This window comes from Bradyrhizobium sp. Unk1 (assembly GCF_059512345.1).
Genome location: NZ_JCAMOP010000003.1, coordinates 13,433 through 26,198, shown reverse-complemented (window position 1 = coordinate 26,198; position 12,766 = coordinate 13,433). Strand labels below are relative to the sequence as shown.

12 protein-coding genes are annotated in these 12,766 nt (G+C 64.4%); 9 read left to right on the top strand and 3 right to left on the bottom strand.

Annotated features, from left to right (window positions below; translation table 11 throughout):
* Positions 1 to 71 precede the first annotated feature (71 nt).
* Together AC5ZFO_RS04285 and AC5ZFO_RS04280 are read left to right on the top strand one after the other, a co-directional pair.
* The gene (locus AC5ZFO_RS04285; protein WP_282521822.1) at positions 72 to 374 is read left to right on the top strand and encodes a 4a-hydroxytetrahydrobiopterin dehydratase; all 303 of its coding nucleotides are present in this window, start codon (positions 72 to 74) and stop codon (positions 372 to 374) included.
* Between the two features lie 91 nt (positions 375 to 465).
* Positions 466 to 837 (top strand): YkvA family protein, encoded by a 372-nt coding sequence (locus tag AC5ZFO_RS04280; RefSeq protein WP_282521823.1) that lies wholly within the window; start codon positions 466 to 468, stop codon positions 835 to 837.
* 239 nt (positions 838 to 1,076) lie between these two features.
* Here the strand turns inward: AC5ZFO_RS04280 and AC5ZFO_RS04275 are convergent, their stop codons facing one another.
* The 3 genes from AC5ZFO_RS04275 to AC5ZFO_RS04265 form a co-directional block, all read right to left on the bottom strand.
* On the bottom strand, positions 1,077 to 2,231 hold the full coding sequence (locus tag AC5ZFO_RS04275) for a TAXI family TRAP transporter solute-binding subunit (protein ID WP_282521824.1): 1,155 nt from the start codon (positions 2,229 to 2,231) through the stop codon (positions 1,077 to 1,079).
* A gap of 18 nt (positions 2,232 to 2,249) precedes the next feature.
* Positions 2,250 to 3,104, bottom strand: coding sequence for a hypothetical protein (locus AC5ZFO_RS04270; protein WP_496121483.1), 855 nt, complete (start codon positions 3,102 to 3,104; stop codon positions 2,250 to 2,252).
* Between the two features lie 395 nt (positions 3,105 to 3,499).
* Positions 3,500 to 4,474, bottom strand: a complete 975-nt coding sequence (locus tag AC5ZFO_RS04265; RefSeq protein ID WP_014490699.1) for an NADPH:quinone oxidoreductase family protein — start codon at positions 4,472 to 4,474, stop codon at positions 3,500 to 3,502.
* 240 nt (positions 4,475 to 4,714) lie between these two features.
* On the opposite strand from AC5ZFO_RS04265, the gene AC5ZFO_RS04260 reads away from it, so the two are divergent.
* The 7 genes from AC5ZFO_RS04260 (at position 4,715) to AC5ZFO_RS04230 (ending at position 12,737) form a co-directional block, all read left to right on the top strand.
* A complete protein-coding gene (locus tag AC5ZFO_RS04260) occupies positions 4,715 to 5,554 on the top strand; it encodes an SDR family oxidoreductase (protein WP_282521826.1) in 840 nt (279 codons plus the stop codon).
* A gap of 105 nt (positions 5,555 to 5,659) precedes the next feature.
* The gene (locus AC5ZFO_RS04255) at positions 5,660 to 6,307 is read left to right on the top strand and encodes an invasion associated locus B family protein (RefSeq protein WP_496121480.1); all 648 of its coding nucleotides are present in this window, start codon (positions 5,660 to 5,662) and stop codon (positions 6,305 to 6,307) included.
* Between the two features lie 166 nt (positions 6,308 to 6,473).
* Entirely contained in the window at positions 6,474 to 7,676 is a 1,203-nt protein-coding gene (gene rlmN, locus AC5ZFO_RS04250; protein ID WP_071908693.1) for a dual-specificity RNA methyltransferase RlmN, read from the top strand.
* A 169-nt stretch (positions 7,677 to 7,845) separates the two neighbouring features.
* Positions 7,846 to 8,340 (top strand): hypothetical protein, encoded by a 495-nt coding sequence (locus AC5ZFO_RS04245; RefSeq protein ID WP_282521828.1) that lies wholly within the window; start codon positions 7,846 to 7,848, stop codon positions 8,338 to 8,340.
* 268 nt (positions 8,341 to 8,608) lie between these two features.
* Entirely contained in the window at positions 8,609 to 9,385 is a 777-nt protein-coding gene (locus AC5ZFO_RS04240; protein ID WP_282521829.1) for a phosphatase PAP2 family protein, read from the top strand.
* 93 nt (positions 9,386 to 9,478) lie between these two features.
* The gene (gene argG, locus AC5ZFO_RS04235) at positions 9,479 to 10,816 is read left to right on the top strand and encodes an argininosuccinate synthase (RefSeq protein ID WP_496121478.1); all 1,338 of its coding nucleotides are present in this window, start codon (positions 9,479 to 9,481) and stop codon (positions 10,814 to 10,816) included.
* A 163-nt stretch (positions 10,817 to 10,979) separates the two neighbouring features.
* Positions 10,980 to 12,737, top strand: coding sequence for an alkaline phosphatase (locus AC5ZFO_RS04230; protein WP_496121476.1), 1,758 nt, complete (start codon positions 10,980 to 10,982; stop codon positions 12,735 to 12,737).
* Positions 12,738 to 12,766: the final 29 nt, after the last annotated feature.

The following is a 12,766-nucleotide window of genomic DNA, read 5'->3' as shown; positions in this document are numbered from 1 at the left end:
ACGAAATCCGGTCTGAACCAGGGCCATATGCACGGTGTTAGGGTAAAGTTCCCCTGAAAATGGAGGCGATCATGGCAGAGCGGCTGACGGCGGAAGCACGCAAGCAGGCACTGGGCGCCATACCGGGCTGGACCGAGGTTCAGGGCCGCGACGCCATCGGGAAGACCTTTGTCTTCAAGGATTTCAACGAGGCGTTCGGGTTCATGACCCGCGCGGCGCTGGTTGCCGAGAAAATGGATCACCACCCCGAATGGCGCAACGTCTACAAGACGGTGGAGGTGGTGCTGGCGACCCATGACGCCGGCGGCGTCACCAAGCTCGACATCGAGCTCGCCAGGACGATGAACACGATCGCCAAGCTGACAGCTACCTGACATCTTGCGAGGATCGGCTGCATCCCCATGTTGTGATCAGCAGGAGATGCGGCCATCTGCCGGCCCTGGCTGAACGGGGAGTTTGTCGAACATGGCTGCCGAACACAGCATCGGCTTCGAGCCGGCCGATCGGCTCGCGGAGGATCATGAGAGCGTGCGCCGCCGTTTCTGGCGCAAGCTGAAGCGTGTCGCCGCGCAATTGCCGTTCGCGGAAGACCTGCTCGCGGCCTATTATTGTGCGTTCGACCGGCAGACGCCGCGCCATGTCCAGGCGTCGCTGCTCGGGGCGATCGCCTATTTCATCCTGCCGTTCGATTTCGTTCCCGACGTGATGCCGATCCTCGGCTTCACTGATGACGCCGCCGTGCTCGCCACCGCCATCCGTATGGTCGCCGGCCACATCACGACGGAGCACCGCGAAGCCGCCCGCGCCGTGCTGAAGCGCGGGGTGGATGAGGTATAGGAGCGTAGGCCGAGCGTACCGCTGTCATTCCCCGCGACCCGGCTACGCCAAGGCTTCGCCGGGGTTGCGGTCCAGGGCCGCCGAAGCTTTAGCGTAGGCGGCAGGCGGGGAATCCAGTACGCCGCGGCCTCTCGATTCAATCACTGACGTCACGGAGTACTGGATCGCCCGCTCAAGCCGGGCGATGACAGCGAGTGTGTGGGTGCCGCTTGCGACACCATCGGCCGCAATGCCGCTCGTTACTTCTTCTCCGCCCGCGCGTTCCCCGCGTCCCACGCCTGGAATTGCTTGAACAGCGCTTCCCTGTCTGCGTCCGACACCTTCTGGGCCGCGGGGTTCTGCTTGAGGAACGCCTCGAAGCGCTGCCGGGTCACCGGTTCGACGCCGTGCTTGTCGAGCCATTGCTGCGCCACCGGCAATCTGTTCCAGCCCGTCAGAGGTGCCGGGAGCGAGACTTCCTTCCACTTGGGATGGAAAGGCGGGTTCTGCAGGGTCGGGAATTTCGTGAAGAACGCATCCACGAACAGCGCAAGCTTACGGTAACGGTCGGTGTTGGGCGCCCAGTTGTAGGCCGCGAGCACCGCCGGCACCGCGATGGTGTCCACGTTATCGCCTTCCTTGATCAGGTTCGGATAGTCCTTGGCGGTCAGCGTCGCCGGCAGATAGTCGCTCTGGAGCGGCTTTGCATAGTCGACCCCCGCGAGGTGGAAGCGGCCGTCATTGCTGAAGGTCGACACTGACTTGTACGGCTTGCCGCCGACCACGATGACGGCGTCGATCTCGCCGGCTTTCAGCTTCTCCATCGCGATGCGCTGCTCGACATAGACGAAGTTCGCCTTGATCCCGAGCCGTTCGAACACGGTGAGCGCGGTGACGAAGGTACCGCCGTTCGGCAGGTCGACGCTGACGGTCTTGCCTTCGAGGTCCTTGAGCGTCGCGACCGATTTCGGTGCGATCACCTGCATCTCTTCATTGTAGAGCTTGGTCACATAGGTGAACTGCTTCTTGATGTCCTTGGCAAAGCCCTTGCGCTCGAGATAGTCGAGCGTATCCGCCCGTACGATGCCGAGATCGACGCCTTGCAGGAACAGAATGTCGGCGACGCTCTGCACCGAGCCGCGGCCGACGATTGGCAGCACGCGGATCTTGTTGCCGTCGTCGAGCACGGAGGCGAGGTCGGCGCCGAACTGCACGTAGGTGCCGCCGATCGTGCCGGTGATCAGCGTGACCGTATTGGCGTTCAGCGACTGCTTGGTCGAGGTCGAGCCGAACTGGAAGATGGCCTTCAGGCTGTCCGAGACCTTGGCCGGATCGTATTCGGTCTGCTCGGCGCGTGCCGCGAAGGCACAGATCGTCATGATGGCGGCAACCGCCATTCCCAAAGCGTTACGCATGATACCCTCTAAAAAGTTCTAGTTCTGAAGCTGAGCGAGGCGCTGCCGCGCCTCCGCCGACCCGAGTGCCGCGGCCTTCTGGTACCAGTCGCGCGCGACGGTCGCGTCGCCGGCGATGCTCCGCGCGTCGCTGGTGCCCAGCACGGCCGGGTCATAGGTCTGCGCCAGCAGAAACGCGGCCTCTGCATCCTGTGCATTGGCCGAGCGCTCGAGCAGCAGGCGGGCTGCAACAATATCCCCGATCCTCAACAGGCTCTTCGCGCGTGTCATCAGCCCGGCCAGCGTGTCGGCATCGAGCGTCTTGGCGAGCGTCTTGGCGGGCGGAGGGGGCGCCGGCGGCGCCGCGACGGGTGCGGGCGCGGGTGCCTGGGCTTGCAGCGCCGTCTGATAGGCGGTCGCGATCGCTTCGCGGCTCGGCGTTGACGGTGCAGGGAGACCCTGCGTGTCGGCGCTCGCCAGCCTCGTGTTGATCACGCGGTCCGGATCCCTTTGCGGGGTCTGCGGTACGGCCGGCACGCTGGCGGACGCCATTGCCTGCTCCGATGCGATGCTCATCCAGCTACCGGCATTGGCGGCCAAGAGGCCGCGAAAGTCGGACTGAAACAGTGTGACCAGAACTGCCACGGTGGATGCCGTCAGAACCGCCGCGAGAACACGCGGCACAATTCTGGAGCGCACCTCAATGGGCGCATATTCGCGCGGGTCCGGCGCACCGAGCGGATCGGACAGGAAGAGTGGAATCGGATCGTCCTGCGAAAGATCGGCCCGCGCGGCGCGCGCACGGATGAAGGATGCGGTCGGCGGATGTGATGTGGCTCGATCAGAGTCGAACGCCTTCGACTCCTTCGACGGGCGATGCGCCGTCGTCTCCATGGTCATGCTCCCCATTACTAACGCAACGCAGGGGCAATTCGGCTTAAGTCTTCTTGCTTTTGTCCAAAGTGTCCCGCAAATGGAACCCGTAAAACGCAGTGGGAATCAGCCCAAAAAACGACAACGGTTTGCGCGAATCAGGAAATATTTGGGTTTGATTGAGGCGGAGCCGGGGAATGCACCACGATTTTGGCGGTGATGGTTGAGGAAGGTTTTCCCAGACTCCGCTGGCTTTAACCCCGGGGCATCCAGTGGGCCGCAGCGTCTCGGCTCAAATCTCTGGCGTCTCTGACATCTGGGCCGCCCGCCTCAGTACGCAATTGCGCAGAAGGCGGGCGACGACTGTCGCATATGTGGCGGGTGCGTGTGGCAGGCAAGCGCTGCCGCTCACATGATCATGGATGCAGGATCACCTTGCCCATGGCCTGGCGTCCCGCCAGAACCTTCAGCGCGTCGGCGGTTTGTGCCAGCGGGAAGGTGCGGTCGACATGCGAGGAAATCTTTCCTTCCGCGGTCCACTTCACGAGCTTCTCGAGATTGGCGCGGTTCTTGGCCGGGTTGAGCCGGGTCCATGCGCCCCAGAACACGCCACGGATGTCGCAGCCCTTCAGCAGCGCGAGGTTCAGCGGCATCTTCGGAATGTCGCCGGCGGCAAAACCGATGACCAGGAAGCGGCCTTCCCAGGCGATCGAGCGCAGTGCCTGCTCGGCATAGGCGCCACCCACGGGATCGAAGATGATGTCCACGCCCTTGCCGCCGGTGAGTTTTCGCAAGCCTTCCTTCAGATCTTCCTTGCCGTAGTTGAGTGTCAGCTCGGCGCCGTGCGCTTTCGCGAATTCGAGCTTCTCATCCGACGAGGCGCAGGCGATCACCTTCAGGCCCATCAGCTTGCCGAGCTCGCAGGCAGCCAAGCCGGTGCCGCCGGCTGCGCCCAGCACCGCGAGCGTCTCGCCCGGCTTTGGGCTCGCGCGGTCTTCCAGCGCATGCAGCGCGGTGCCGTAGATGATGATGATGCCGGCCGCGCGGTCATAGTCGAGATTGTCGGGAATCTTGACGATCGATGCCGCCGGCAGCGCGATCTTTTCGCGCGCGCCATTGTGGCCGCAAGAGGCGACGACGCGATCGCCGACCTTCAGATCAGTCACGCCGGGACCGATGCTCTCGATCACGCCGGCGACTTCAGCGGCGGGCGAGAACGGGAACGGCGGCTTGATCTGGTACTTGCCCTGAATCATCAGGATGTCGAAGAAGTTCAGCGCCGCCGCCTTGATCGCGATCACCGCTTCGCCGGGACCTGCCACCGGATCCGGCACGTCGGCAAGCACGAGATCGTCGGGTTGGCAATATTGCGAGCAGAGGATGGCTTTCATGGCGGCACCTTCTTGAGAAGTAAGCACTGGGCGTTTCGAGCGGAATTATAGTTGATCGGGTTTTGCCGGATTTAGGCACGGGCGACAATCCGGATTCTTTGTCTGACGCTACGCGCCGGCTTATCCTCGTCATTGCGAGCGAAGCGAAGCAATCCAGAGCCCGTCCCGCGGAAATAGTCTGGATTGCTTCGTCGCTTCGCTCCGCGCAATGACGGCTTACGTGGAAAGAGGATTCAAACGATGTTTGAAACAGGGCTGCTCAGGGACAAGCGCATCCTCGTCACCGGCGGCGGCTCCGGCCTCGGCGCCGCGATGGGACGCCGCTTCCTCGCGCTCGGCGCCGAGCTCGTGATCTGCGGCCGCAAGCTCGACCGGCTGGAAGCGACGGCGAGCGAGATGCGCGCGCAGACCGGCGGCAAGGTCACGACGATGGCTTGCGATATTCGCGACGGCGCGGCCGTCGAGAGCATGATGGACGCGATCTGGCGCGAGGCGCCGCTCGATATTCTCGTCAACAACGCTGCCGCAACCTTCATCGCGCAGAGCGAGCATCTGTCGTTTCGCGCTGCCGACGCGATCCTCGCGCCGACGCTGCATGGCGCGATGTATTGCACGCTCGCCGCCGGCAAGCGCTGGATCGACGGCAAGCATGGCGGTGTCGTGCTGTCGATCCTCTCGACCTCGACCATCACCGGCCGCGCCTTCACGGTTCCGTCGGCGATGGCGAAGTCGGCGGTGCTGGCGATGACCAGGAGTCTCGCGGTCGAGTGGGGTCCGAAGGGCGTCCGCACCGTCGCGATCGCCCCGGGCCCGTTCCCGACCGCGGGCGCCTCGGGGCAGCTCCGTCCCGAAGGCCGCGACGAAGGCTGGACCGCCCGCAACCCGATGGGGCGCACCGGCGAGCACGGTGAGCTCGCCGACCTCGCCAGCTTCCTGGTCTCGGACCGTGCCGGTTACATCAATGGCGAGATGGTCGTGATCGACGGTGGCGCGCATTTGCGCAGCTCCGGCGCCGAGGATTTGTTGCGCTGGACCGACGCACAATGGGCCGAGCAGCGCGCTGCGCGATCCAAAGGCTGAGCCGCTAACTGCCTTCCCAAATTGGACTTTCCCGGTTATCCCTGCCGGGGGACAAAGCGCGGCCGGGCCATCTTCCAGTCACAATATTGAGGGAACCACTCCAGCATGTGGCGGGTGCTGATTTTAGCCTTGATGACGGGCGTTATGGCCGTGGGAATCACCGATTCCGCGCGGGCGCAGACCGCGCAACCGGCGCCCAAAGCCGCGCCGAAGGCGGCTGCACCGGCGGCCAATCCGGCTGCAAAGACAGTAGCAAAGCCCGAGAGCAAGCCGGTGACTCCAGCCGCCGCGGTTGCGGGCGGCGCGGAGCCGACCCTGATTGGCCAGTTCGGCACCTGGGGCGCCTATTCGGCCACACCGAACGGCAAGAAGGTTTGCTTCGCGCTGGCCAAACCGTCGTCGTCGAAGACCAACCCGCCGAACCGCCCGCGCGATCCCGCCTATGCCTTCGTTTCGACCCGGCCGGCCGAAAAGGTGAACAACGAAGTCTCGGTCATGATCGGCTATGCGCTGAAGCCGGGCTCGGAATCCTCGGTCGAGGTCGGCGGCGCCGCCTTCGCGATGTACACGCAGGGCGACGGCCTCTGGATCAAGAACGCGGCCGAAGAAGAGCGGATGGTCGAGGCCATGCGCAAATCCGCCGATCTCGTGGTCAAGGGTGTCTCGGCCAAGGGAACAGAGACGACCGATACGTTTTCGCTGAAGGGCCTCGCCCAGGCGCTCGACCGGATCGCCCAGGATTGCAGGCGTTAAGGCTGCGGGCGAGAAGGTCGCAATCGGCCGTTCCGGTTGCTATATAGGGCCGGTTCCAGATTTTCTTTCGTCATTCCGGGGCGCGCGAAGCGCGAACCCGGAATCTTGAGGTTCCAGGTTCAGGTCTTCGAGCTGCCCCGGAACGACCCAGCAATTAGGCCTATCGATGCAACCGACGACCGAGCCGCACAACGCGATACTGGTGGAGAAGACACCGCTCGAAACCTATGTGCCGCCGGCCAGGCCCTCGCTGATCGGCCTGTCGCGCAGCGAGCTTGCCGACCGCCTCGGCGAGATCGGCGTTGCGCCCGCGCAGCGCAAGATGCGCGTCCAGCAGCTGTGGCACTGGCTCTATTTCCGTGGCGCCCAAAGCTTCGACGATATGACGTCGATCTCGAAGGGCATTCGCGCCGAGCTCGCGCAGCATTTTACGGTCGACCGTCCCGAAGTCGTGGCCGAGCAGATCTCCAACGACGGCACCCGCAAATGGCTGCTGCGGCTGCCGAGCGGCGACAATGTCGAGCGTGCGCATGAAGTCGAGTGCGTCTACATCCCCGAGACCGATCGCGGCACGCTTTGCGTCTCTTCCCAGGTCGGCTGCACGCTGAACTGCTCCTTCTGTCACACCGGCACGCAGCGGCTGGTGCGCAACCTCACCGCCGGCGAGATCGTCGGACAGGTGATGGTGGCGCGCGACCGCCTCAATGACTGGGCCGATCGCGAGGACGGCACGCGCCGCGTCACCAACATCGTGATGATGGGCATGGGCGAGCCGCTCTACAATTTCGACGCGGTGCGCGACGCGCTGCTGATCGTCGGCGACAATGAAGGCATCGGCATCTCCCGTCGCCGCATCACGCTGTCGACCTCGGGCGTGGTGCCGAACATCGTGCGCGCGGGCGACGAGATCGGCGTCATGCTCGCGATCTCGCTGCATGCGGTGCGCGACGAGCTGCGCAACGAGCTGGTGCCGCTCAACCGCAAATATCCGATCAAGGAACTGCTGCAGGCCTGCCGCGACTATCCCGGCGCCTCGAATGCACGCCGCATCACCTTCGAATATGTGATGCTCAAGGGCGTCAACGATTCGCTCGATGATGCAAAGCTGCTGGTGAAGCTGCTCAAGGGCATTCACGCCAAGATCAACCTGATCCCGTTCAATCCCTGGCCCGGCACGGCCTATGAATGTTCGGACTGGGACCAGATCGAAAAATTCTCCGAATACATCTTCAACGCCGGCTACTCCTCGCCGGTGCGCACCCCGCGCGGCCGCGACATCCTCGCCGCCTGCGGCCAGCTCAAATCGGAGACCGAGAAGCTCTCGGCCCGCGAACGTCAGGCGCTGCGCGCCATGGCGATGACGGATTGATGGATCATGCTCGCGCTCTCGCATCCTCGTCATTGCGAGCGCAGCGAAGCAATCCAGAATCTTTCCGTTGAGACAGTCTGGATGGCTTCGTCGCGGAGCCTGTCATCCGGCCCGCCGGAGGCGGGACCGGGTGGCTCCTCGCAATGACGGCTGAGTTGGCATTTTTGGCATGTCCCTGATCGGCCGCCTCATCGTCATCTTCATCGGCTTTCTCGCCGCCTGCTTCGTCGGCGGGATGATCGTCGTCGTCGCGCTGCTGTTTCCGGAATTCGCCGATCTCGGCGCCGGTCCCGTCGATCAGGGCGCGATCGACATCCTGCTCGGCTTCGGCTTCATCTTCGTCTCGGGCTTTGCGCTGGTTCCGGCCGCGGTGATCGTCGCGATCACCGAAGCGCTCTACATCCGCAGCGCACTGGCCTATGCCGTTGGCGGTGGCCTTGTCGGTCTCGCCTGCTATCTCGGCCTCATTCCCTTTCACTCCGATACGCTCCAGTTCGAAGGCATCGTGCGGCGGCATCTGGAGATCATGACCGGCGCGGGCATCGTCTCCGGCGTGGTCTACTGGCTGATCGCCGGCCGCAACGCCGGCGCCTGGCGCAATCCGCCGCCCCCGCACAAGCCGCCTCCGCCGCTGCCGTCGAATTCGCGGCCGGATGCGCGGTGATTTTACCCTCCCCTGGAGGGTCCCTGGAGGGGGAGGGTCGATCGCGCGTCGCGCGAGCGGGGCGGGGTGACAGACTATCCCGGATGGTGGTGTCCCATTTTTGTCGACCTACGCGCGGGACGTTGGTGGATGTACCGTTTGCTCGGCTTCACCCCACCTCGGTTCGCATTTCGCTTCGCTGCATGCGACCCGATCCTCCCCTCCAGGGGAGGATGGGGCATCTCGCACGGGGTTTCCATCCCCGCCCCACTCCGCTAAACCGCGCGCCATGAACCGGACTGGACTCTTTATCGGCCTGGCGCTGTGGCTCGTGATCGGCGTCGTTTTCGGCCTCTATCCCGAACTCGATCTCAAGCTCGCCGCGCTGTTCTTTGACCCCGAGACGAAGACATTTCCGCTCAAGCTGGTCGGCTGGGCCGGCGTTGCGCGTGACGCCGCAATGTGGATCGCCTGGGCATTCGCGCTGCCGTCGCTCGTGGCGCTCGTGGCCAAGATGGTCCGGCCCGACCGTCCCTTGATGGTGTCGGGGCGCGCGATCATCTTCCTGCTGGTGACATTGACGCTGTCGGCGGGCATCCTCACCAATCTCACCTTCAAGACCTACTGGGGCCGGCCGCGTCCGGTGGTGGTGACTGAGTTTGCCGGCGACCAGCAATTCGTGCCGTGGTGGGATCCGCGCGGCGATTGCGCCCGCAACTGCTCGTTCTTCTCGGGCGAGGGCGCGACCGCGTTCTGGACGCTGGCGCCGGCTGCGCTGGCGCCGCCGGCATGGCGACCGCTCGCCTATGCCGGTGCGGTTGTGTTCGGCATGGTCACCAGCGGGCTGCGGATGGCCTTCGGCGGCCACTTCTTCACCGATGTCTCGATCGCCGGCCTCGTCACCTTCGTCGTGATCTGGTTCGCCTACGCGCTGATTTACCGCTGGCCGCGGACCCGGTTCTCGGACGAGGCGGTCGATGCCGCCCTGACCCGGCTGAACATGCCCGCCTACCGGCTCCGCCAGCGCCTGTTCGGCCGCAAGACGGGCCCCGAGCCGTCGATTTGAGGCATTAAATGCGTGCCGAGGCGTGCGAAATTTGATATTCGCGCGGTCAACCCACAAACGCCATCAGCCCCTTGAGACCCGATTGGAAGCCCCATGACCACGATCCTGAAAAGCCTGCCCAAGGGTGAGAAAGTCGGCATCGCGTTTTCGGGCGGTCTGGATACCAGCGCGGCGCTGCTCTGGATGAAGCAGAAGGGCGCGCGCTGCTACGCCTACACGGCCAATCTCGGCCAGCCCGATGAAGCCGACTACAACGAGATCCCGCGCAAGGCCGAGGCGTTCGGTGCCGAGAAGGCGGTGCTCGTCGACTGCCGCACGCAGCTCGTCCACGAAGGCATCGCCGCGATCCAGTCGGGCGCCTTCCACATCTCGACCGGCGGCATCACCTATTTCAACACCACGCCGCTCGGGCGCGCCGTCACCGGCACGATGCTGGTCGCGGCGATGAAGGAAGACGGCGTCAACATCTGGGGCGACGGCTCGACCTTCAAGGGCAACGACATCGAGCGCTTCTACCGCTACGGCCTGCTCACCAATCCGAGCCTGCGCATCTACAAGCCCTGGCTCGACCAGCAATTCATCGACGAGCTCGGCGGTCGCGCCGAGATGTCGGCGTTCATGACGGCGCAGGGCTTCGCCTACAAGATGAGCGCGGAGAAGGCGTACTCGACCGACAGCAACCTGCTCGGCGCCACGCACGAAGCGAAGGATCTCGAAAGCCTCGACAGCGGCATCAAGATCGTCAACCCGATCATGGGTGTGCCGTTCTGGCGTGACGACTGCAACGTCAAGGCCGGGAAGGTCGTGGTGCGTTTCGAGGAAGGCCAGCCGACTGCGCTGAACGGCCAGACCTTCAGCGATCCCGTCGCATTGTTCCTCGAAGCCAATGCGATCGGCGGCCGCCACGGACTCGGCATGAGCGACCAGATCGAGAACCGCATCATCGAGGCAAAGAGCCGCGGTATCTACGAGGCGCCCGGGATGGCGCTGCTGCACATCGCCTATGAGCGCCTCGTCACCGGCATCCATAACGAGGATACTATCGAGCAATACCGCATCAGCGGCATGCGCCTCGGTCGCCTGCTCTATCAGGGCCGCTGGTTCGATTCGCAGGCCCTGATGCTGCGCGAGACCGCGCAGCGCTGGGTCGCGCGCGCCGTCACCGGCGAGGTGACGCTGGAGCTGCGCCGCGGCAACGACTATTCGATCCTCAACACCGAGAGTCCGAACCTGACCTATGCGCCGGAACGGCTCAGCATGGAGAAGGTGGAGGACGCGGCATTCACGCCGGCCGATCGCATCGGTCAGCTCACCATGCGCAATCTCGACATCGCCGACACGCGCACCAAGCTGAAGCTCTACACGGACACGGGCCTGCTGTCGGGCAGCGAAGGCTCGCAGATCTTCCGGCTCGAGAGCGACAAGGGTTGATCTTGTAGCGCGGATGGAGCGAAGCGAAATCCGGGGCCTCTCGTCCAGCCGCTAGATTCCCGGATTGCGCTTCGCTCCATCCGGGCTACGCGCATAATGACGATGTCATGCGCGGCCGCTAGGGTTCCGCTCCTGTCGGAAACGGGATTACGGAGCATCGCGCATGGTCAAGGGATCGGCACTCGCCTCACTCATCGTCCTCTGTTGGACAACGTCGCTGTCGGCGCAGGCGATCTATCCGATCGATCGTGCCGAGATCCTGGCCGGCGCCCGGTTCGACTTCAAGGTCGAGTTTCCCGGGCCGGTCGATCCGGCCAGGCTGAAGGTGACCGTGAACGGCGCGGACTATGCTGCCGCGTTCGGACGTAGCGGGACCTTCATCGATCGCGAGGACGGCAAGGACCAGTCGGCGCTGATTTTGCGCGACGTCACGCTGACCAAGCCCGGCACCGTCACGGTGGATGTCAGCGACGGCACGCAGCAGCGCAGCGTCGCATGGACGGTTTACGACACGGGTCCGCGCAAGGCGAAGAACGTCATCCTGTTCATCGGCGACGGCATGTCGCCGGCGCATCGGGTCGCGGCGCGAATCCTGTCCAAGGGGATTGCGGAGGGCAAGAGCCGCGGCAAGCTCGCGATCGATGACATGCCTCACATGGCGCTGGTGGCGACCGCGGGCTCGGACTCGATCATCACGGACTCCGCGAACTCGGCCAGCGCCTATGCGACCGGTCACAAGAGCGCCGTCAACGCCCTGGGCGTCTATGCGGACCGCACCGCAAGCCCGTTCGACGATCCCCGCGTCGAAACCATCACGAGTCTTGCCAGGCGGCGGCACGGCATGGCGATCGGCATCGTCACCAACACCGAGATCGAAGACGCGACGCCGGCCGCGATGGTTGCGCACACCCGCCGGCGCGCCGCCTATGACGAGATCGTCGAGCAGTTTTTCGCGGCGAAGCCGGATGTGCTGATGGGTGGCGGCAGCGCGAATTTTCTGCCGAAGTCCGCGGCCGGCTCCAAACGCAAGGACGAAGCCGACTACATCGCGAAGTTCCGCGAGGCCGGCTATCAGGTTGCGACGACCGCGAGCGAGCTCGGGGCCTTGGCCGCAAAGCCGGAGACAAGCAAGCTGCTCGGCCTGTTCGCGACCGGCAACATGGATGGCGTGCTCGACCGCAAATTCCTCAAAGGCGGCGGCGTGAAGAAATTTCCCGAGCAGCCTGATTTGACCGAGCAGGTGCAGGCGGCGTTGAACATCCTCTCGAAGAACGAGACCGGCTTCTTCCTGATGGTCGAGTCCGGACTGATCGACAAATATGCGCACCTGCTCGACATGGAGCGGGCGGTCTACGACACGATCATGCTCGACAATGCCGTCCGCCAGACGCGCGAATGGGCACGGGCGCGCGGCGACGATACCCTCATCCTGGTCTTGGCGGACCACAATCATCCCAACAGCCTTGTCGGCACGGTGAACGACGACATGGGCACCACGCCCAACGTGCCGCTGCACGAGCGCGTCGGCGTCTACGAGCAGGCCGGATTTCCCAATTATCCGGCGCCGGATGCGGAGGGCTATCCGTCACGCGTCGATGTGAGCCGCCGGCTCGCCATCTTCTCGGCCAGCCTGCCCGATCACTATGAGACATTCCGGCCGAAGCTCGACAATCCCAACGAGCCGACCGTCAAGGCCGGTGACGACGGGACCTTCAAGGCCAACGACAAATACAAGGACGTCCCCGGTGCGGTGCTGCGCCCGGGCAATCTGTCGGCGATGATCGGCGCCAGCGTGCATTCGGGCGAAGATGTCATCCTGACGGCGACCGGGCCGGCCAGCGAGCGCGTGCACGGCTCGATGGACAACACCGAAGTGTTTCGCGTGATGGTCGATGCGCTTGGACTCGCTGCGGCGCAGTAGTGGCGACACGCGTTCCAAACAAAAATGGC

Bases quoted from the DNA above. Each gene is read 5' to 3' on its own strand.
- AC5ZFO_RS04285 (WP_282521822.1), top strand. From the start codon at position 72: ATGGCAGAGCGGCTGACGGCGGAAGCACGCAAGCAGGCACTGGGCGCC.
- AC5ZFO_RS04280 (WP_282521823.1), top strand. From the start codon at position 466: ATGGCTGCCGAACACAGCATCGGCTTCGAGCCGGCCGATCGGCTCGCG.
- AC5ZFO_RS04275 (WP_282521824.1), bottom strand. From the start codon at position 2,231: ATGCGTAACGCTTTGGGAATGGCGGTTGCCGCCATCATGACGATCTGT.
- AC5ZFO_RS04270 (WP_496121483.1), bottom strand. From the start codon at position 3,104: ATGGAGACGACGGCGCATCGCCCGTCGAAGGAGTCGAAGGCGTTCGAC.
- AC5ZFO_RS04265 (WP_014490699.1), bottom strand. From the start codon at position 4,474: ATGAAAGCCATCCTCTGCTCGCAATATTGCCAACCCGACGATCTCGTG.
- AC5ZFO_RS04260 (WP_282521826.1), top strand. From the start codon at position 4,715: ATGTTTGAAACAGGGCTGCTCAGGGACAAGCGCATCCTCGTCACCGGC.
- AC5ZFO_RS04255 (WP_496121480.1), top strand. From the start codon at position 5,660: ATGTGGCGGGTGCTGATTTTAGCCTTGATGACGGGCGTTATGGCCGTG.
- rlmN (WP_071908693.1), top strand. From the start codon at position 6,474: ATGCAACCGACGACCGAGCCGCACAACGCGATACTGGTGGAGAAGACA.
- AC5ZFO_RS04245 (WP_282521828.1), top strand. From the start codon at position 7,846: ATGTCCCTGATCGGCCGCCTCATCGTCATCTTCATCGGCTTTCTCGCC.
- AC5ZFO_RS04240 (WP_282521829.1), top strand. From the start codon at position 8,609: ATGAACCGGACTGGACTCTTTATCGGCCTGGCGCTGTGGCTCGTGATC.
- argG (WP_496121478.1), top strand. From the start codon at position 9,479: ATGACCACGATCCTGAAAAGCCTGCCCAAGGGTGAGAAAGTCGGCATC.
- AC5ZFO_RS04230 (WP_496121476.1), top strand. From the start codon at position 10,980: ATGGTCAAGGGATCGGCACTCGCCTCACTCATCGTCCTCTGTTGGACA.